Raw genomic sequence first — 18,663 nt, forward strand, 5'->3', positions numbered from 1 at the left:
CTGACTACCTCGTGGTCGGTCGGTCGGTACGGCACGGGCGGCGGCTCGGGCTCTGGGCTTCTGACGTCCGGGGGCGGCGCTTCGTGACGGGCGTGACGGGGCTGTGGTGCGTGCGGGCGGGCGTTGTGGACGGACTGGCGTGCGGACGGGCGGGCACGGCACCGGCGAAGGACGGCGGCGCTGTGCCTTTTCCCGTCAGGACGCAGGACCGCCCGGGCAGGGTTGAGCGGGCCGCCCTGGGGCGGCCCGCAACCCTATCGTCGGACATCGCGGGGCCGCACCCGGTTAAAGAGAGGCAAAACCTCCCGGGTCGCGGGGGCCGCGGGGGTCACGCGGGTCGCACCGGTCGCACCGGCGGCGCGTATCGCCCGGGTCGTGCCCCGCGACGAGCCCCGCCGGCCGCCCGCCGGGCTCCCTTCGGCCGCCCCGCGGGTCACAGCGCGCCGAAGGCTGCCGGGAGGCCCGCCGGACGTGCCGCTCACAGTGCGGCGAAGGCCCCCGGGTGGGTCTGCTCGCGCACCGCGATGAACTGCTGCCGCACCGCCGAGCCGACCGCGGGGCCGCCCCCGCCGTGCCCGGGCTCGCCCGGCCCCGTACCGTCCTGGCCCGGGCCGTCCGGCTCCACGGCGTCCTCCGGGTCGAGCACCGTGGTGCCCGCGGGCTGCGGCCAGGCGGGTGGCTCGCTCTGCGAGTGAGAGCCCAGCACCGTGCCCAGCGACCACGCCGCCTGCCGGGCCGCGCCGAGCGCCGCGTACTCCGCCGGCGGCGGCACCACCACGAGCGTCCCGAAGATCGACGGCGCCAGCGCCCGCACGGCCGGCAGCTCCGCCGCCGCGCCCAGCAGTACCACCCGGCGGATCTCCACGCCCTTGCCGCGCAGCACGTCCAGCGCGTCGGCGAGCCCGCACAGCATGCCCTCGAAGGCCGCCCGCGCCAGGTGCTCCGGCTTCATCGACTCGCGCCGCAGCCCGGCCAGCGTGCCCGCGGTGTGCGGCAGGTCCGGGGTGCGCTCGCCCTCCAGGTAGGGGAGCAGGACGAGGCCGTACGCGCCGGGCGTCGAGGCCAGCGCCAGCTCCGAGAGCCCGGCGAGGTCCGTGCCGAGCAGGTCGGCGGCGCCGCGCAGCGTCCGTACCGCGTTGCGTACCTGGAGGACGGGGAGGTGGCGGCCGGTCGCGTCGGCGAAGGCGGTGACGGTGCCGGTCGGGTCCTTCAGCGCCTCGTGGTGGACGGCGAAGACGCTGCCGCCCGCACCCAGCGAGACCACCGCGTCGCCGGGCCCGACGCCCAGGCCCAGGGCCGCGGCCATCGTGTCGCCCGTACCGGCCGAGATGAGCAGGCCCTCCGGCGTCTGGCCCGCGGGCTCCGCGGGGCCCAGCACCTCGGGCAGCGCCACGGAGCGGCCGAGGGCGCGTTCGACGAGGTCGGGGCGGTACTCGCCGGTGGCCGCCGACCAGTAGCCGGTGCCGGAGGCGTCGCCGCGGTCGGTGGTGCGGCGGGCGGGCTGGCCGAGCAGCTGCCAGACCAGCCAGTCGTGCGGCAGCATCACCGCTGCGATCCGCGCCGCGGCGGCCGGCTCGTGCTGGGCGAGCCAGCGCAGCTTCGCCACCGGGTACGCGGCCTGCGGCTGCGCGCCCACCGCGTCCGCCCAGCCCGCGGGCCCGCCCAGCTCCTGGAGCAGGTCCGCCGCCTGCGTCTGCGCGCGGTTGTCGCCGCGCAGCAGCGCGGGGCGTACGGTCACGCCCCCCGCGTCCAGCGCGACCAGCCCGTGCTGCTGGCCGCACACCCCGATCGCCTGCACACCCTCCAGCACCCCGCCCTTGGCCGCCTCGCCCAGCGACAGCAGCCAGGCCTGCGGATCCAGCTCGGACGGCTTGCCGCCGTCCGGCACCTCGTGGGGTGCGTAACCCTGCCGCAGGATCTCACCGGTGTCCGTGTCGCAGACGACGACGGTGGTACCCGCGGAGGAGTTGTCTATACCGGCCACTTTGCCCATGGGCCGATGATGCCGCACCGGGCGGCCCGCGCGCCGCGCGGCCCGCCGTCCGGTGCGCCCGGCCTGGCTCAGGTGTTCGAGGTGCCCCAGTCGTCCTCGGGCGCGCTGCCGTTGCGCATCGCCCGCACCTTCTCCGCGAGCGGCTCCGGGAGCCTCGGCCCGACCTTGACGACGACCGTGTCGGCGGCCCGTACCGCGGCCGTACGGCTCTGCTGCGCGGCACTCTCCGCGGCGTTCCGCACCGCCGGGTTCTGGACGAAGGCCTGCCCGGCCCTGACCAGCTGCTCGTACCGCTCCCGGCCCGCCCTGGCGCCGATCACGAACCCGACAGCGGCTCCCGCGATGAACGTCAGCTTGTAGCGCATGGCTCCACCATCCTCGCTGCGGCCGTACGCCCTGGCGGCCGCGTTGCTCGTCATTGCTGGTCGTGCTCGTCGTGGCTGGGCGCCTACCCTCCGCGCCCGCTCCGCAACCCGGCCGCTAAGGGTTGGCGGAGCACCCCCCCACTTGCGCTAATGTATGTGTCGCACCGAACGCGCGCCTTCCGGGAAGCCCCCGGCGGGTGCATTCGGTGCACGCGAAGCGATCCCCTGTAGCTCAATTGGCAGAGCAGCCGGCTGTTAACCGGCAGGTTACTGGTTCGAGTCCAGTCGGGGGAGCTTCGGTCCCCTGTAGCTCAATTGGCAGAGCAGCCGGCTGTTAACCGGCAGGTTACTGGTTCGAGTCCAGTCGGGGGAGCGCACGATCCGGGACCCCGTTGGGGTCCTTTTTCGTACCCGCGGGAACCATCCGCCCGCCCCGGGGAGTCCACCTGATGCCGCGTCTGTGACCCACGAGGGCGACAGATCGTATGAGCAGCTATGCTGCGGCAGACGGCGCACGCCACGCCGTACGGGGCGGTAGCTCAGCCGGTTAGAGCAGCGGACTCATAATCCGCCGGTCCTGGGTTCGAGTCCCAGCCGCCCCACTCTGGCGCCCGCGGATGAAGCGGGCGTGACCTGCACGGGCCCCCGGTCGGGGGCCTGTTGCGTTTCCGGCCTACTCCCTCTCAAGATCTTTTGCTGGGCCGCTGTCTGGCCGGGCGCCGATGATCTTGCTTGCCGCGGCCTCGTCCGTGAGCGGACAGCGGCGCGGGGTGAGGTGCCGCCTGGGCGGGGCGGCGGGCGGGGTCGTCGGGGGGCGGGGGTCAGGTGCGGCGCTGGGTGCTGGCCTTGCGGAGTTCGTCGGTGCGGCTGGTGAGGGTGTCGAGGCGGCTGGCGAGGTCGGGGTGGCCGGTGCCGAGGTGGGGGCGGACGCGGGTCAGCGGTGCGACCAGGTCGGCGGCGTCGGTGGCGCCGAGGGCGGTGTGCAGGGCGTGCAGCGCCGGGCCGGCCGCGGTGGGCAGGTCGGTGAGGGCCGTGATCCGGGCGGCGAGGGTGCGCAGGTCGGCCGCGTTGCTGCGGGCCCAGCGGGTGACGGTGCGGTCCGCGGCCCTGCGGTCGCGTACGGCCTTGACCCGCTCGGCGCCGGTCTCCGTCGTGCCGGGCGCCGAGGGGCGCAGCCGCAGGTAGCGGTTCTCCGCGGCCTGCCGGCTGGCGACGCCCATGGGCGGGGCGAGGTCGGCCCAGGTGGCTCCGGCGGCCCTGGCGGCTTCCACGATGCCGGCCTCCCAGCCGGCGAGCTGTGTGCGCAGTTCGCGCAGCAGGAGGAGGGCGGCCATGGCCTGCTGTGCGGCGGCGGGCGGCTCGCCGTCGGGGCGCCCCGCGGGATCCTGGGCGCCCCGTACCGCGTCGTCGATCGCGGACAGCGCGGCAGCCGCGGCCATGAACGACACGGGCTCGCCCGGGGCCCCGTCCCCGGAGGCGGTCGGTTGCGTCTTCTCGCTCACGGCGTCACCTTCTCCACGACATTTCGACTTGTCATCCGATGGATGACATGTTACAACGGATTCAGGTGAAGCGCACTGGCACCTGGTGCAGAGCAAATGGAGGTGTTCGCGATGCTGATGCGCACTGACCCGTTCCGGGAACTCGACCGTCTGACCCAGCAGTTCCTCGGCTCCACGGGAACCTGGTCCCGGCCCACCCCGATGCCGCTCGACGCCTACCGGACCAGCGACGAGTACGTGATGTGCTTCGACCTGCCGGGCGTGGACCCGCAGGCGATCGACATCGACGTCGAGCGGAACATGCTGACGGTCAAGGCGGAGCGGCGGCCCCGCCACGAGGGCGACGGCGTGAAGTGGGAGCTGTCCGAGCGTCCCCTCGGCGTCTTCTCCCGCCAGGTCATGCTGTCCGACACCCTCGACCCGGACGGCATCCGCGCCGACTACGACGCCGGCGTACTGACCCTGCGGATCCCGGTGGCCGAGAAGGCCAAGCCGCGCAGGATCGCCGTCAACCACACGGACGACCGCAAGCAGATCCAGGCCTGACCGCCGCGACCGCGGCCAAGGGCGCCCCGGCACGGTCCCCAGGGACCGCGGCCGGGGCATCTGCCTGGCCCGATCCCGCGGTCCCGCGCACGCGTCGCCCGCCCGGCGGCCGGACCACCGCCCCTGACCCTCAGCGCCTTCGACGCTGACCGACACCCCGGAAAGGCTCCAGATGACCTGGAAGCACCTCATCGCGCAGGTACGCGAACTCGGCGGCTACGACAGCGACGAGGAAGCTGTCGACGTCCTGCGTGCTGTCCTCGCCGCGCTCGGCAGCCAGCTCATCGGTGAGGAACGCTGCGACCTGGCAGCCGTGCTCCCCCTCGAAGCCCGTACGGACTTCGCCTCGCAGATACCCCGCACCGAGCCCGCCGACGCCCCTGCCTTCGTCGCCACCGTGGCCGACGCCCTCAACACCACCCCGGCGCAGGCCCGCTGGCACACCACCTCGGTTCTTGCGGCCCTCACCGAGACAGCCGGCCAGTCCCTCACGGACCGCATCCTTGCCGAACTACCCCGCGGCTACGCCCTCCTGTTCTGCCGCGCCGACCTCAGAGCCGCCGCCTGACGGGCACCCCACCGTCGGACGCACAGCAGGGCCGCCCCGTGCGCATCGGCACGGGGCGGCCCTGTTCCGGCCCTGTCCCGGTCCTGACCGGGCCGGATCCCGGCGAGGCGGTCGGCCGGGGTGAGCGGGTCGAGGCCGCGCCGTGCGACCCGCTCACGCCGGCCCGGCCGCTTCCCTGTTCAGCCTCCGGCGCGCGTCACTGCGCGGTGTCGCAGGTCGCGCCGTTCATGGTGAAGGCGTGCGGATCGCTCACCTGGCCGGTCGAGGTGCCGTTGAAGCCGAAGCCGACCGAGGCACCGGGGGACAGGGAGGCGTTCCAACCGACCGGCCTGGCAGTGACGTTCCGTCCGGCCTGGGTGATCTCGGCCTGCCAGCGGTCGGTGATCTTCTGGTCGTCCGTGAAGGACCACCCCAGCTCCCAGGGGGAGATCGCCGTGGTGCCGGTGTTCTTCAGGGAGACCAGGGTGGTGAAGCCGCCGCTCCACCGGTAGGAGGTGTACGTGACCTGGCAGGTCGCCGGGTTGCCGCCGTGGTCCCCGCCGCTGCCGAGGTCGTCGGCGTAGGAGGCGACCCAGGCCAGCGGGGCGTTCCAGTTGATGGCGCTCTCGTTGGTGGAGTACGACTCGATGTCGTCGATGTAGCACATCGCCGGCGCGCAGCCGGTCAGCTTGGACTGCGCGGTCGGGTCCTCCAACTGGCTGTCAGGGCCGCCGGCCAGGGTGCCCGCGGGCGGGGTGGGCAGGTCGGCATCGAGTTCGTGGGCCCAGATGCGGCTGTGCTGGTTGTGCGAGTTCCGCTCGCCGAAGCCGGTCACGTACGACTGGTTCAGCGGGTTGCGGCCCAGGACGTAGTCGAGAGCGTGCAGCACCGCGTCCCGGTACCTGGTGTCGCCGGTCAGGTCGTCGGCGACGCCCAGCACCACCGCGTTGTTGAGCACCTGGCTGTTGGAGCCCCACACGTAGTGGTTGCCGGACGGCGCGTACGGCAGGCCGTAGAGCGCTTGCTCGGACTGCTCGGCGTAGCCGTCGGCGGCGTCCGTCACCATGGTGCGTACGGCGGCCAGTTCGTCGGCGGGCAGCTTGTTCGGCACCGTCGCCAGGTCCAGGGCGCCGAGCGCCGCGGTGGAGCCCCAGGAGAAGCCCTCGTGCGGGAAGACCGCCTCGGTGTCGCCGTACAGCGGGGAGTCCAGCAGCTTCTGGCGGTAGGAGTCGTCACCGGTGGTGATGAACAGCTCGGACGCGGCCCAGTAGAACTCGTCGGTGACGTTGCCGTCGCTGTAAGCGCCGCCGCCGGTCGCGTCGTTGGGGTCGGCGTAGACGGCCGGGTGGGCCTCGGCCGCCGTCCACGCCTTCTCGGACGCGGTCAGGCAGCGGTCGGCGAAGGCCGCGTCGTAGGGCCTGAACAACCGGGCGCACTGGGCGCCCGCCGCGGCCAGGTTGAGTGTGGCGGCGGTGGACGGCGGGTGCAGCTCGCGCGGCTGGGCGTCCTTGTCGGGCGCCTGCGGCAGGCCGGTCCACGCCTTGTCGTGCAGCTTGTGGTGGGCCATGCCTTCCAGCGGCTGTCCGTCGGGGACCTGCATCTCCATCAGGAAGTTCAGTTCCCAGCGCGCCTCGTCCAGGATGTCCGGCACGCCGTTGCCCGTCTCGGGCACCTTCAGCTTGCCGTCGCCGAGCGCGGCGCCGTCGGCACCCTTCGCGGTCAGCGTGCGCTCGTAGGCGTTCATCAGCTCGGAGACCGAAATGCCGCCGTTGACCACGTACTTGCCCTGGTCGCCCGCGTCGTACCAGCCGCCCGCGGCGTCGAGCGTGTAGTCGCACACGCCGGGCTGGCAGGGTACGCCGTTGTCGCCGGTGTTCGGGGCGACGTTGAGGTGGCCGGCCGGGCGGGCGTAGGCGGCGCCGGCGATCGAGCCGTCGATCGCGATGCCGCTGCGCTGGTTGTAGTAGTAGGCGAGCGAGTCGGTGCGCAGCGACGTGTAGACGTCGGTGGCGATGGTGAACGGCTCGCTCGTCTCGTCGCCGATGGTGACGGTGTAGCCGTCGCCCGCGGTGGTGTAGCTGCTGAAGTCGAACGTCTGGACGTTCTGGCCGGAGCTCGGGTCGGTGCCGCCGGGCACGGTCGTGCCGGTGGCGACGGCGGTACCGGCCGCGTTCTTCAGCGTCCAGGCCTGCGGTTCGGTCGCGTCGGTGACGAAGGTGCCGTCCTTGGGCCCGTGGGGCAGGTAGCCGACCTGGTCGACGCGGACCGGGGAGCCGGTGTCGGGCGTGTAGACGGGTGGTTCCGCACCGCCGCGCAGCGAGACGTCGTCCAGGCAGAAGGTGAACGGCTCGGAGCTGCCGCCGACTTGGAAGACGAGTTGGGCGGCGTCGTTGTCCGCTCTGGCGGTGAAGACGTGGGAGACCGGCGTCGCGGTGTCGTCGAGCTGGTCGTGCTCGGAGAGTTCGGCGGTGTACGGGTCCACCGCCATCTGCACGTTGGTGGTGATCGTGACCGGCACCGAGGTGGTCGCGGTGTAGCTGAGCGTGTAGCTCTCGCCGGCGATGAGGGGGAGGTCGCTCTCCCCGACGATGGCGTCCCACGGGTTGGTCGTGCCGCCGGGGATCTCGGCGCAGAGCCGGCCGTCCACGACGGAGCCCGGGCTGTTCTCGGTCCACCACCAGGGGGCGGTGCTGCCGTTGGAGAAGTCGCCGTTGACGATCTGCTCCGGCGCGTCGTCGGCGGCGGCCGCGGCCCCTGCCGGGGCGACCAGCACGGCGCCGAAGAGGCCGGCCACGGCCAGCGTGCCCAGGACGCGGGTACGGGCCCGGCGGCCTCCACGGTGAGGTCTCGGGGGGTGGGAGTGGTGTGAGTGGGGGATCACAGGGGTTTCCTTCCAGTGCGGAAGTGACGTGGGAGCGCTCCCACGAAATGGTCCGGGGTCCCCGGGGCGCCGTCAAGACGGGGGACCGTTCCCGCGCTGCCGGCAAGGGCGGCCACCGGGCCGAGGGCTCGCTTGTCGTCACGCCCGCACCCGACACCCCGGTGAGCCGACGCACCCCCGACTCGCCCTCGGCCGCACCGCGGGGAAACGCCGGGGCCGGGGGCGGGGTCGGGGCATCGGCGCTGGTCGGAGGGGCGCGCTTGCGGGAGCGACGGCGCCGGGACTCCCGTCGCCGGTCGAGGGCGACAGTCTTTCCGGGTGACATGCGGAAATCTATCGCGGCCGGAGTAGACATTGGGCGGCGGTGTGGGTATGGTTTCTCTTGTAGTCGAGATCGAGTGAGCCCGGCAGAGATGAACTGCCAGGCAGTTTTACCCGCAGGTTGCAGGACGGTGCGGTGGTGGAGTCCCGAAGCCGGAGCGTTGCAGGATGGCGACGGGGCTGACGGCCGGACCGGGTGGCCCGCAGTGATCAGGGGCCGCCGTGGAAGTACCGCAGTTCATGTAGTAGGTAGTTCGGTAAGTGCAGTTCGCAGTACCCAGCAGTGAAGCAAGTGAGCAGTACCTCGGTGAAGGCGTCGGCTGCGGGCGCGCGCACCGGGTGGTCCGACAGTGGGGTTCCAAGCCGGAGCAGATGCAGGACGGGCGACGGGGCCGGCTGTCGGAGAGTGGCGCTACCACAGGCCACGGAGCGGTTCGCATCACCCGCAGTACGCAGTAGCCGCTCGGCAAGTGATCGATTCCAGAGGGAAGAACGGAGGGGCCAGGCGCCATCAGGATCGCCCGGGCGAAGTCATGGGCCCGGGTACCGTAGGACATCGATAGTGAGGTGGTCTCCGGTCAAGCAACCGCGATCCTCGCGGTCCCCGCAGCATCTCGGTCGGGGCCGTGGAAACAGAAGGTCGGCGCAGTACACAAGCCGGCCGGTGGTGTAGTAGTTCCTTCGGGGTCCTGGCGCCGTGCGGCGCCAGGACCCCTCCATGCGTTCCACAGAGAGGTGCAATGACAGCAGACGACTCGTTCGGCCGTCTCGATGACGACGACTACCCCGCTTTCACGATGGGCCGCGCCGCGGAACTCCTCGGCACCACCCCTGGGTTCCTGCGCGCCATCGGAGAAGCCCGCCTGATCACCCCGCTCCGCTCCGACGGCGGCCACCGGCGCTACTCCCGCTACCAGCTGCGTATCGCCGCCCGTGCACGAGAGCTCGTCGACCAGGGCACCCCCATCGAGGCGGCCTGCCGGATCATCATCCTCGAAGACCAGCTCGAAGAAGCCCAGCGCCTCAACGCCGAGTACCGCCGCGCCGCCTCCCAGGCCGGGGAGGGTGGGTGACCCCCGGTCCGCGGAAGCGCAACGCTGCTCCGGCAGTAAGTCCGGCGCCCCCCGCACCCCCGCGGCCGAGCCGCCCGCCGGCGCAACCGCCCGGGTGGCCGCCGGGCGCGTGGCTGCCGTCCGGGACGGCGGAGTGGAGCCGAGAAGGCCGGTGAGCGTGCCCCGGGGCGGGCGCCGCATCCACCGTGACCTCTGCCTGCTGTAAGCCGTGGATTCGTTCCCCGGGCGCTCCTCCACAATGCGACGCCGTGGGTGTATCAATACTGCATCCGCCGGATGAGGATTTGATGTTCCGTGCGGGGAGTGTTTTTGCCGGTATGGACGACGTGTCGCCACGGCCGGTCTCGTGCCGCGCCCGTGTGATACTGTCGGTCACAGTTGCAGTTATGGTTTCCCAAAATCTTCGTGGCCCCGCAGGCCCTTTCGACCTCGGGAAGCGTTTTGTATTTCCGGTCGTCTTCCGGGCGGGGCATCATCGCGGCGACCCGGTATCCGTGGACTGCGGAAACCGGCGTACTGCCCAGAGGAGATGCGACATGGCGTCCGGCACGGTGAAGTGGTTCAACGCGGCCCGGGGATTCGGCTTCATCGAGCAGGACGGCGGCGGCGCAGACGTGTTCGCCCACTTCTCGAACATCGCCGCCCAGGACCTCGGTGAGCTGGTCGAGGGGCAGAAGGTCACCTTCGACATCGCGTCGAGCCCCAAGGGCCCGACGGCGGAGAACATCGTTCCCGCCTGACGCCGAAGCGTACTTCGTGTCCGGGGCCCGTAATCCCTCGGTGCCGCGGGCCCCGAGTACGGGAATTCCCCGAATTTCGCCTGCGTTCCGCGCTTCCGCATTCGCGTTCCATCGCCGGTGCTGCATCCGGTGCACCACCGTGATCTGCTCCCGCATTCCATTCGGCCCGTTTCTGTGATTCCCTGCCGCTTTTCCGCAGTGAGAATTCCTTGACGCGTGCCGTCCCGTGTCGAGGAAGGTTTTCATTGAATTCCACACGTACGAAGAGCCGCACTTCCCGCAGCCGTACCTCCGGGGCCGCTTTCGGCGCCGGTACGGGCACGGGCACGGGAAGCCGCTTCGGCTCAGCCGCCCCGAGCCGTTCCCAGGGCCGGAGCCGTCCGGGCGGCCAGGGCCGACGGCCCGCGGCGGTCTCGGGTGAGTTCGCCCTGCCGAGGACGACCACTCCGGCGCTGCCTGCCGTCGAGACGTTCGCGGGTCTCGACATGCCCGCGCAGTTGCTGGCCGCGCTCACCGCGCAGGGCGTGAGCGTCCCGTTCCCGATCCAGGCCGCCACCCTGCCGAACACCCTCGCGGGCCGGGACGTCCTCGGCCGGGGGCGCACCGGCTCCGGCAAGACCCTCGCCTTCGGCCTGGCCCTGTTGGCCCGTACCGCCGGGCAGCGCGCCGAGCCCCGTCAGCCGCTGGCCCTGGTCCTCGTGCCGACCCGTGAGCTGGCGCAGCAGGTGACGGACGCGCTGGCCCCCTACGCCCGGTCGGTGAGGCTGCGCCTGGCCACCGTCGTGGGTGGAATGCCGATCGGCAGGCAGTCCGGCGCGCTGCGTGGCGGCGCGGAAGTCGTCGTCGCGACGCCCGGCCGTCTCAAGGACCTCATCGACCGCGGTGACTGCCGACTGGACCAGGTCGCGACCACCGTGCTGGACGAGGCGGACCAGATGGCCGACATGGGGTTCATGCCCCAGGTCACGGCGCTTCTGGACCAGGTCCGCCCCGAGGGCCAGCGGATGCTGTTCTCCGCCACCCTCGACCGGAACGTCGACCTCCTGGTCCGCCGCTACCTCACCGACCCGGTCGTCCACTCCGTCGATCCCTCCGCCGGCGCGGTCACGACGATGGAGCACCACGTCCTGCACGTCCAGGAAGCCGACAAGCACCGGACGACCATCGAGATCGCGGCCCGCGAGGGCCGGGTCATCATGTTCCTGGACACCAAGCACGCCGTCGACCGGCTGACGCAGGACCTGCTGAACAGCGGGGTGAGAGCCGCCGCCCTGCACGGCGGGAAGTCGCAACCGCAGCGCACCCGGACCCTGGCCCAGTTCAAGACCGGGCACGTCACCGTGCTCGTGGCGACGAACGTCGCGGCGCGCGGCATCCACGTCGACAACCTCGACCTCGTCGTCAACGTCGACCCGCCCGCCGACCACAAGGACTACCTCCACCGGGGCGGCCGTACCGCGCGGGCCGGCGAGTCCGGCAGCGTCGTCACCCTGATCACCCCCGGCCAGCGCCGCTCCATGACCCGCCTCATGGCGGCCGCCGGCATCGCCCCCCGGACCGCGCAGGTTCGCCCCGGCGGAGAGGACCTGAGCCGGATCACCGGCGCGCAGGCCCCCTCCGGTGTTCCTGTGACGATCACCGCGCCGGTGGCCGAGCGTGGCAAGGGCGGCCCGGCCTCCCGCGGCCGGCGCCGCCCCACCACGTCCGTCCGCCGCGCGACCGTCCGGAAGCCCTCCTTCGACACGGCGGCCTGACATCTCCCGGTGACGAGGAAGCTGCCGCGTCCCGCCGCTTCGCCGTTGCAGAACCAGCCCTTTCCGTCCCGTTCCCTGTGAGGTCTCATGCGCTGTGTCATCGCCCGCTTCCCGTTCGACCTGACCAGGAGCGGCATCCTGGAGTCCATGAGGGGCGTCAAACCCGAACCGGTCGACGGCGACGGGTCCGTGATCATCGGTCGCCGCACCTACCCCCTCAAACAGGTCGGGCAGGTCATCACACGCCAGGACCGGCGCGACTTCAGCGCCGGCGAAGTCCTCCGGGCCATGACCCGGCTCGGCTTCACCTGCCCGGGAACTGCCCGCACCGTCGCACCAACGGGCTTCCTCAGCCCGGTGCAACGGGCTTCCATGCTCCTCGGAGCCCAGGCCTCCTCCTGACTGCCGATCTCCTCGGCGCGCTCCGGGTCACGGTTCGTCGTCGTGGAGTTCGAGGCCGGCGAAGAAGTCGTCGTCGTCGAGCTCGAGGCCGTCCTTCTTGTCGGCAGGGGCCTTCGCCGCGCTTTCCGCCTGCAGGCGGGCGAGCTCTCGGAGGTGCTCCACGCCTTCCCTCACCTCCTTCTCCCAGAGCCTCTTCATCGTCGCGCTCGCGGCGGCGTCGACGAACGTGATCGCCCGGGTGGCGGCCAGGAACTGGCCGAAGCCCTGCTTCTTCACCACGAGGTTGGGGATGCCCCCGGCGTCGTCGGTCCCGCCGGCCGCGCCCTCGTACTTGACGTTGGGGTTGGGCATGAACGCGTTCGGCTTGGCCGTCACGGGGGCGCTGATGTACGCGTACTTCTCCAGGAAATCCAACAGCTCGGTAGTGATCGGGATCTCGACCACGCGCGCGTAACCGGTACCCATGTCGGGCACGTCCCGCATCGGGGGTTCGCCGGCGAATCTCCGCTTGGCCTCGGCCTTGACCGCGTCGGCCCAGGCGGTTTCCCGGGAGAGGATGAACACGTCCTCCACGGAGAAGACGATCTCACCGCGTTCGTAGCCCTTGGTGTCGAACAGGGCCTCGACTGCTGAGGCGACGTCCTCTGCCCGCGCCGCGATCTTGTAGTTTGCCTCCTCCGCCCGGCTCACCCGGCGGACGAGATGCCTGCCCCGCATCCGCTGGAGATCGTCGTGCAGCTTCTTGGCCGTGGTGGCCGTGTACTGGTTCGGGTTGAGCAGCTCTTCCGGGCCGACCAGCGGGGGCGGGGCGTACGGGTCGTCGGAACGCCGCTCCGGCCGGTCGAAGGCGGTCATCCTGGCCAGGGCCCGCTCTCCCTCCCTGACGAGGGCGGCAAAGTAGGGCAGTGTGTGGGCGAGGATCAGCAGCGGCTCGGGGGTGACCTCCATCGGCCAGCGCCTGATCCCGACGTACAGCTTCTTCGCGGTGTCGGCCAGTTCCCGGTCCGTTCCGATCAACGGGCTGTCGGCGCCGGTCAGCTCGACCAGCGTCCGCAGCGGCGTGGCCAGGTGGGAGCCCTCGGCGGCGTCGAGCAACTCGGCCCGCAGGCTGCTGACCACACTCTCGATCCGGGCGCGCTGTGCGCGGATGAGCTGGTGGATGTCCCGGAACTCCAGCGCGCCGTCGGCCAGGGCGTCCGACCAGTCGGGCAGGGGCTCCGGTTCGAGGTCCGCTTCGAGGTCCGGTTCGAGGCCGTGACGCACCTCCCGGCCGAACGCGGCCACCGGCTCCGCGTAGCCGCGGGCCCACTGGACGCCCGCGCTGATCCGGCCGTTGAGGGCCGCGATGAGCGCCGGGCGCTTGGCCTCGGGCAGGCCGCTCGCGTTCACCAGCTGCTCGATCGTCGCCGGGGGCAGCCGCTTGTCCAGGTCGACGAGGGACTCGGCGAACCTCTCCGGCGGCACGTCGGCGTACGGCGAGCCGTTGCTGTGCCGCCCGGTGGACATGCTGGCGATCGTCCGGGTGACGTCCGTGGATTCCATGAAGTCGTCGGGCTTCTTGGGCGCGCCCTGGGCGCTGACGTACATGGCTCCGCCCAGGTCCTGGCGGTACAGGTCGGCACCGATCTTCATCCAGTTCGGCGGCTTGCGCAGGTCGAAGATGGCCAGCACCACGTCCAGGCCGACGAACGGCAGGAAGTCCGCCATGGAGGCGATCTTCGCCGCGTCCGGCCGGTCCTCGTCCACCGTCCGGAAGTCGGTGACCTGGGCCAGGGTCCACTCCGCCGCCGTCTCGTTGCCCGTCGCCACCCAGGCGAACGCGGCCGGGAGCACCTTGGCCCCGGCCGCCTGGTAGATCTTGCCGGTCAGCATCTCGGCCAGCATGATCTCCTCGGCGGGCAGGGAACTGCTCTTCCTGGCCGGCTCGCCTTTTTCGGCCTCGCCCTCGGCGGCTTCCTCGGACTCCGGCACCGTGATCGGCCCTGGAACCCCGGCGGGCGTCAACGGGGTCCGGCCCCGCGGCTGGCTGAACTTGAAGACCTTGTCGGCCCCGCCGACCCGGACGTGCCACGGACTGCTGGATCCGCCCCTGAGCTCGGTGACGAACTCGAAGGTCCCGGGAGCGAAGGCCGGCAGGTCCGTGGCGCTGTCCGAACCCGGCTGGGCCCCGTCCGGCTGCGTCTGCTGCGAAGGCGGGTCGGTCAGCACCCGCTGCACGGTCCGCTCCCCGGCCGCGGGCTGACGGCCCGCCTCGCCGCCGACCTCCGCGTGGGCCACGGCCGGGCCCGACATCACCCGGCCCGCGGTGGCCTCGGCTTCGCGTTCGAACCGGTCCGAGGGGTCCGACACCCGCAGCCCGGCCCCGTTGTCGCTGCCGGCGACAGGGCCCTTGCGCTGCTGGACGACGTGCGTCAACTCGTGGGCGAGGGTGTGCTTGTCGGCGCCGCCGTCGCCGATCACGACATGGTTGCCGGAGGTGTAGGCACGAGCGCCCATCTCCGCTGCCGAGGCCCGCGCGGCCGCGTCCGCGTGGATGCGGACGTCGGAGAAGTCCGCGCCGAGCCGGGATTCCATCTCCTCGCGGGTGTCGTCGTCGAGGGGGCGGCCCGACGTGCGGAGGACGCCGTGGACGGTGGAGCGCTGCAGGGGGTGCTCGGTCTGCCCGCCGTCGCGGCCGGCGCCTGGCAGGTGTTCCTGGGATCCCTGGAGTCCGGCCCGGTGGAGCATCTGGACAACCGCCGTGTTGCCGGCGCTGCTCTGCTGCGCCAGGAGACCGGGGGGCCCCGTCCGTCCGGCAGGCCGGGACCGGCGGGCCGGTGCCCCGCCCTTCCGCGCCTCTGCCGACCTCGCCCGGTCTTCGGCGTGCATGCGACCCCCCGGTGGGTGAACGATCCCCTCTGGATACCTGAGGCGCGGTCGGTCGGTCCAGGTACCGGAGGGCACAGTGAGGGCAACGCGGGGTGTCGTCGCCGAGGAGACCGAAGCTGTCGGGCCGGCGGCGCGAGACGGTGGGATCGGCGCGAGCCGGACCGTACGGCCGGACCGAGGTCGCGCGAACGGCGCGCGGGCCGGCGCCCCGGGCCGCGCGGGACGGGCCGGCCGGTCGCGGCGAACGGCCGTGCGCCCAGGGCATCATGGGGGCGTGGCCGTCGTCAGAAGAGCCTCCGCGCCCGACGCCCCCCGGCTCGTGGAGATGCACGCGGGGGTGCACGACCTGCATGCGCGGCACCGGCCCGACCTCTTCGTCGCGGAGCCGGACGGCGCGGGCGTGCGGGCGTTCTTCCAGCACGCCCTCCGGGACGCGTCCCTGCACGTCCTCGTGGCCGAACTCGCCTCCACCGGACCTGTCGTCGGCTACGCCATGGCCCGGGTGGTGGAGAGCGGGAGCAGCCTGCACATGAGGCCCGGGTCGGTGGTGAAGCTGGAGCACCTCGCCGTGGAACCGGCCGCCGCGCGCAGCGGGGTGGGGTCCGCGCTGCTCGACGCGGTCCGCGCGATCGGCCGCGAGTCGGGCTGCCACCGCCTGGTCGTGAACGTCTGGGGCTTCAACTCGGCGGCCCGGTCCTTCTACGAGGCCTCCGGGCTGGTGCCCGTGAAGGAACAGCTCGACCAGCTGCTGTGAGGACCACGGCCGACCCCGCCGGGCGCCCGCGCCCGCGCCGCGGCGGGCAGGGCAGGCCCGGGGTGGTGGTCAGCGCAGGCCCGGGGTGGCGGGGGTGGCGGGGGCCGTCTCCGGGGGGCGGGTGACCTGGACGCGGCCGCCGGTCGACGTGTCGTGCGGCTCCAGGTCGACCTGGACGCGGTGGGTCGTGCCGCTGTCCACCGAGCCGCCCAGCTCCGCCGTCACGACGCCGATGCGCAGCCCGCCGCCCGCGCGGCCGGTGCGGTGGACCTGGACGGTGAACTCCAGGCTGACCTTCTCCACGGTGAAGCCGATCTGCTCGCCCTCCGCCGCGCCCCGCGCCTGCTGCAGCTCGGTGCGGATCTGGGTGATGACCTCGGCCAGCCCGACGAAGGACGGCTCTTCCACGGTGGCTTCCCCCGGAGGTGGTTCTGCGGTGCGGAGGGCCAATTGTAGGGCTTTCAGGACGACATGACGTGACGTCAGGCGTAGGGTGCACGGCATGGTGGCCGACGGGGGAAACGCCGACGGGGGGACGTACGGGGGGACGTTCCGGGCAGGCGCTGCCCGGCCCAGCCCCGTGGCGACACCGCCGTGGGCCGTACGGATCCGCCGGGCCGACGGCGAGATCGCGGGCAGCGGCATCCTGCTGAGCCCCGACCGCGTCCTGACCGCCGCGCATGTACTGCGGCGCGGCGAGGAGGTCGTCGCGGAGTTCGTCGGCGCCGGGGGCTCGCACGTGCCGCGGGTCACGGCCCGGGTCGCCGGGGATTCCTACCGGCCCGAGGAGCGGGACGAGGACGGCGACCCGAGCGGCGACGTCGCGCTGCTCGCCCTGGACCGGCCGCGCCCGCCGGGCGAGGCCACGACGCTGCACCGGCTGTCCGCGCCCGGCCGCGAGGTGCAGATGTACGGCTTCCCCGCCGACTTCAACGGCGGCCTGTGGCTGCCCGCCACGATCGTCGGCGGCTGCGGGCGCGACGGCCAGGTCCAACTGCGCCCGCCGAGCCCGGCGGAGGCGGCCCGGCCCGGCTTCAGCGGCGGTCCGGTCGTGGACCTCGCCACCGCGCAGGTCGTCGGCATGGTGCTGGCGGGCCCTTCCGAGCCCGTCGGCGGCTACTCCTTCATGAGCCCGGCCGAGACCGTCGTCCAGCACCTGCCGGAGGTCGCCGCGTGGACCCGCGGCCCTGCCGCCGTCGACGAGGAGCTGCGGGCGCCGGAGCCGGGGGCGGGACAGGCGCCGCTCGACCAGCCGTTCGCCGAGCGGCTGGCCCGCTGGCTGCGCGGCGACGCGGCCGTACGGGGTGACGGCGCCGCCCCGCAGGTGAAGATCAGCCTCGTGCCGGAGGACGACGCCGCCCGCGCCGCGACGCTGCGCCGCGCGATCACCCTCGCCGACCGCGAACTGCGCACCAGCCTCTCGACCCGGCGTGCCTCCCTCGACGCGCCCGGGACCGTACCGGCGGCGGGCGGCCTGGACCTCGCGCTGTACGTCGCGGGCAGCGACACCGCCTCGGTCGCCGAGCGCATCGCGCTGCGCATGGGCCTCGGGCAGCACCGCGAACTGCCGCCCGCGGAACGCGTCGCGGCGGCCCGCGTCACGATCACCCTGGTCGTCGTCGGGGTGGACGCCGCAGCCGACCCGGCCTCGCTGCTCGATCTGCTGGCCGTCCTGGTCGCGGGCGGCAGCCGGGTCCTCCTCGCCTTCCGCACCGCCGGGGACCACTTCGCGCGGGCCCGCGACGAGCTGCTGGTACGTCCGGCCGTGCAGCGCAGGCAGCAGCTCGCCGCGCGCTGCGCACGGATCTGCGAGACGGACGCTCCCGAGCTGGGCGGGCTCATGGCGCGCGTGACGGGCGACGCGGAGGCGGCCGACCTCGCCGACCGGGCCGTCCGTGCGCTCGTCCACGTCAACGCCGTCCGCGCCGAACTCACCGCCGGGCGCGGCCCCTTCGCCCTCCCGCCGGACCGGGCGCCGGACCTCGGCCACTACGAGCGCGTCGCCGCACGCGCCGAGCGCCGCATCCCGCCCGCGGTGGCGGCGCTGTCCGAACTGCTGGACCGGCGCAACGAGTTGCGCGGCCGCCTGGTGAACTACCGCAGGGTGTACGAGGAAGTGGCCGCCCGGACGGAGGACCTGGCGGCCGACGAGCTGTACCTCACCGCCTACCGGCTGCTGCACGAACGCCCCTGCGACGTCCCCGCGGCGGAGGCGGCGACCCGCGCCTACGTGGCCCTCGTCGACGGCCGGCCCGATCCGCCGGCGCCCGGAGCCCAGCCCCCGCAGGAGCCGCAACCAGCGGGGGGCGAAGGGGCGTCCGCTCCGCCGCCGGGAGCCGAACCGCCAGGTCTGCCGGGCACGGCTGAGTCGCCGGGCACGGCTGAGTCGTCCGGGGCCGAGCCGCCGCGCACGCCGTCCGGGGCCGAGCCGCCGCGCACGCCGTCCGGGGCCGAGCCGCCGCGCACGCCGCCCGGTGCCCCGCCCCGCCCGCCGCAGCCGCCGCACGTTCCGGGCCCGCGCCCGGTCCCGCCGCCCCGTCCGCCGGGGCCCCCGGCCGTACCGCCCGAGCCTCCCCTCCCGCCGCAGGCCCGGCCGGTGGACCCGCCCCCGCCGCGGGAGAACCCGCCGGAAGCCGCGCCGCGGCCGCAGCCCCCGACCCCACCGCCCGCCCCGCCCGCGCCCCGCCCGCCCGACGGCGGGGTGACCGGCCACCCCCGAGGGGGCACCCCGCAGTGACCGCAACCGCTGAGCCCGGCACCGGAGCTGCCCGCCCCTGCCCGTACCCCGACTGCACCGGCACGGTCGGCCCCACGGGCTTCTGCACCCTCTGCCGCCGCAGCGCCGCGAGCGCCCCCGGCGCGCCACCCGCCGCCCAGCCCCGGCCCCAGCCCCCGCGCGCCCCGGCGGACACCGACC

At 73.3% G+C, this 18,663-nt stretch carries 14 protein-coding genes, 3 tRNA genes and 1 pseudogene; 12 read left to right on the forward strand and 6 right to left on the reverse strand.

The window, feature by feature from the left end:
• Positions 1-478 precede the first annotated feature (478 nt).
• Both IH54_RS0135005 and IH54_RS0135010 read right to left on the reverse strand, forming a co-directional pair.
• The gene (locus tag IH54_RS0135005; RefSeq protein WP_031524880.1) at positions 479-1,993 is read right to left on the reverse strand and encodes an FGGY family carbohydrate kinase; all 1,515 of its coding nucleotides are present in this window, start codon (positions 1,991-1,993) and stop codon (positions 479-481) included.
• A gap of 68 nt (positions 1,994-2,061) precedes the next feature.
• A complete protein-coding gene (locus tag IH54_RS0135010) occupies positions 2,062-2,358 on the reverse strand; it encodes a hypothetical protein (protein ID WP_031524882.1) in 297 nt (98 codons plus the stop codon).
• Positions 2,359-2,579: 221 nt separating this feature from the next.
• Here IH54_RS0135010 and IH54_RS0135015 point away from each other — a divergent pair.
• From IH54_RS0135015 to IH54_RS0135025, 3 genes are all read left to right on the forward strand, one after another.
• A tRNA-Asn gene (locus tag IH54_RS0135015) sits at positions 2,580-2,652 on the forward strand.
• Between the two features lie 6 nt (positions 2,653-2,658).
• A tRNA-Asn gene (locus IH54_RS0135020) sits at positions 2,659-2,731 on the forward strand.
• Between the two features lie 155 nt (positions 2,732-2,886).
• Positions 2,887-2,960 (forward strand) — tRNA-Ile (locus tag IH54_RS0135025).
• Positions 2,961-3,179: 219 nt separating this feature from the next.
• Here IH54_RS0135025 and IH54_RS0135030 read toward each other — a convergent pair.
• Entirely contained in the window at positions 3,180-3,860 is a 681-nt protein-coding gene (locus IH54_RS0135030; RefSeq protein ID WP_420711819.1) for a type III effector protein, read from the reverse strand.
• A 111-nt stretch (positions 3,861-3,971) separates the two neighbouring features.
• Between IH54_RS0135030 and IH54_RS0135035 the strand changes: the two genes are divergently transcribed.
• Together IH54_RS0135035 and IH54_RS0135040 are read left to right on the forward strand one after the other, a co-directional pair.
• Positions 3,972-4,406 (forward strand): Hsp20/alpha crystallin family protein, encoded by a 435-nt coding sequence (locus tag IH54_RS0135035; protein WP_031524888.1) that lies wholly within the window; start codon positions 3,972-3,974, stop codon positions 4,404-4,406.
• 172 nt (positions 4,407-4,578) lie between these two features.
• The gene (locus IH54_RS0135040; protein WP_031524890.1) at positions 4,579-4,974 is read left to right on the forward strand and encodes a DUF2267 domain-containing protein; all 396 of its coding nucleotides are present in this window, start codon (positions 4,579-4,581) and stop codon (positions 4,972-4,974) included.
• A 196-nt stretch (positions 4,975-5,170) separates the two neighbouring features.
• Here IH54_RS0135040 and IH54_RS0135045 read toward each other — a convergent pair whose 3' ends face one another.
• Positions 5,171-7,834 (reverse strand): glycoside hydrolase family 9 protein, encoded by a 2,664-nt coding sequence (locus IH54_RS0135045; protein WP_420711820.1) that lies wholly within the window; start codon positions 7,832-7,834, stop codon positions 5,171-5,173.
• A gap of 1,061 nt (positions 7,835-8,895) precedes the next feature.
• On the opposite strand from IH54_RS0135045, the gene IH54_RS0135050 reads away from it, so the two are divergent.
• From IH54_RS0135050 to IH54_RS0135065, 4 genes are all read left to right on the forward strand, one after another.
• A complete protein-coding gene (locus IH54_RS0135050; RefSeq protein ID WP_031524895.1) occupies positions 8,896-9,228 on the forward strand; it encodes a MerR family transcriptional regulator in 333 nt (110 codons plus the stop codon).
• Positions 9,229-9,764: 536 nt separating this feature from the next.
• Complete coding sequence (locus IH54_RS0135055; RefSeq protein ID WP_031524896.1) at positions 9,765-9,968, forward strand: cold-shock protein; 204 nt, start codon at positions 9,765-9,767, stop codon at positions 9,966-9,968.
• A gap of 245 nt (positions 9,969-10,213) precedes the next feature.
• Positions 10,214-11,722 carry a DEAD/DEAH box helicase gene (locus IH54_RS0135060; RefSeq protein WP_031524898.1) on the forward strand — a complete coding sequence of 503 codons (1,509 nt, stop codon included), beginning with the start codon at positions 10,214-10,216 and terminating at the stop codon, positions 11,720-11,722.
• A gap of 87 nt (positions 11,723-11,809) precedes the next feature.
• Positions 11,810-12,124 carry an SCO5918 family protein gene (locus IH54_RS0135065; RefSeq protein WP_031524900.1) on the forward strand — a complete coding sequence of 105 codons (315 nt, stop codon included), beginning with the start codon at positions 11,810-11,812 and terminating at the stop codon, positions 12,122-12,124.
• 27 nt (positions 12,125-12,151) lie between these two features.
• Here the strand turns inward: IH54_RS0135065 and IH54_RS46375 are convergent, their stop codons facing one another.
• Positions 12,152-14,992: a DUF4157 domain-containing protein gene (locus IH54_RS46375; RefSeq protein WP_078862757.1), complete on the reverse strand. Its 2,841-nt coding sequence runs from the start codon at positions 14,990-14,992 to the stop codon at positions 12,152-12,154.
• Positions 14,993-15,266: 274 nt separating this feature from the next.
• Between IH54_RS46375 and IH54_RS0135075 the strand changes: the two genes are divergently transcribed.
• A complete protein-coding gene (locus IH54_RS0135075; protein ID WP_031524905.1) occupies positions 15,267-15,746 on the forward strand; it encodes a GNAT family N-acetyltransferase in 480 nt (159 codons plus the stop codon).
• 69 nt (positions 15,747-15,815) lie between these two features.
• On the opposite strand, the gene IH54_RS0135080 is transcribed toward IH54_RS0135075, so the two are convergent.
• Positions 15,816-16,154 (reverse strand): trypco2 family protein, encoded by a 339-nt coding sequence (locus tag IH54_RS0135080; RefSeq protein WP_052398207.1) that lies wholly within the window; start codon positions 16,152-16,154, stop codon positions 15,816-15,818.
• Between the two features lie 94 nt (positions 16,155-16,248).
• On the opposite strand from IH54_RS0135080, the gene IH54_RS47815 reads away from it, so the two are divergent.
• Together IH54_RS47815 and IH54_RS47305 are read left to right on the forward strand one after the other, a co-directional pair.
• Positions 16,249-18,483: a S1 family peptidase gene (locus tag IH54_RS47815; protein ID WP_078862758.1), complete on the forward strand. Its 2,235-nt coding sequence runs from the start codon at positions 16,249-16,251 to the stop codon at positions 18,481-18,483.
• Positions 18,480-18,663: pseudogene (locus tag IH54_RS47305) on the forward strand (hypothetical protein); the annotation flags it as partial. The gene IH54_RS47815 and the pseudogene IH54_RS47305, both read left to right, overlap by 4 nt.

It is taken from the genome of Streptomyces sp. NRRL F-5123 (assembly GCF_000721495.1).
Taxonomy (GTDB): domain Bacteria; phylum Actinomycetota; class Actinomycetes; order Streptomycetales; family Streptomycetaceae; genus Actinacidiphila.

What these genes read in the sequence shown, in the direction of transcription:
- IH54_RS0135005 (WP_031524880.1), bottom strand. Translation starts at nt 1,993, where the DNA reads ATGGGCAAAGTGGCCGGTATAGACAACTCCTCCGCGGGTACCACCGTC.
- IH54_RS0135010 (WP_031524882.1), bottom strand. Translation starts at nt 2,358, where the DNA reads ATGCGCTACAAGCTGACGTTCATCGCGGGAGCCGCTGTCGGGTTCGTG.
- IH54_RS0135035 (WP_031524888.1), top strand. Translation starts at nt 3,972, where the DNA reads ATGCTGATGCGCACTGACCCGTTCCGGGAACTCGACCGTCTGACCCAG.
- IH54_RS0135040 (WP_031524890.1), top strand. Translation starts at nt 4,579, where the DNA reads ATGACCTGGAAGCACCTCATCGCGCAGGTACGCGAACTCGGCGGCTAC.
- IH54_RS0135050 (WP_031524895.1), top strand. Translation starts at nt 8,896, where the DNA reads ATGACAGCAGACGACTCGTTCGGCCGTCTCGATGACGACGACTACCCC.
- IH54_RS0135055 (WP_031524896.1), top strand. Translation starts at nt 9,765, where the DNA reads ATGGCGTCCGGCACGGTGAAGTGGTTCAACGCGGCCCGGGGATTCGGC.
- IH54_RS0135065 (WP_031524900.1), top strand. Translation starts at nt 11,810, where the DNA reads ATGCGCTGTGTCATCGCCCGCTTCCCGTTCGACCTGACCAGGAGCGGC.
- IH54_RS46375 (WP_078862757.1), bottom strand. Translation starts at nt 14,992, where the DNA reads ATGCACGCCGAAGACCGGGCGAGGTCGGCAGAGGCGCGGAAGGGCGGG.
- IH54_RS47815 (WP_078862758.1), top strand. Translation starts at nt 16,249, where the DNA reads ATGGTGGCCGACGGGGGAAACGCCGACGGGGGGACGTACGGGGGGACG.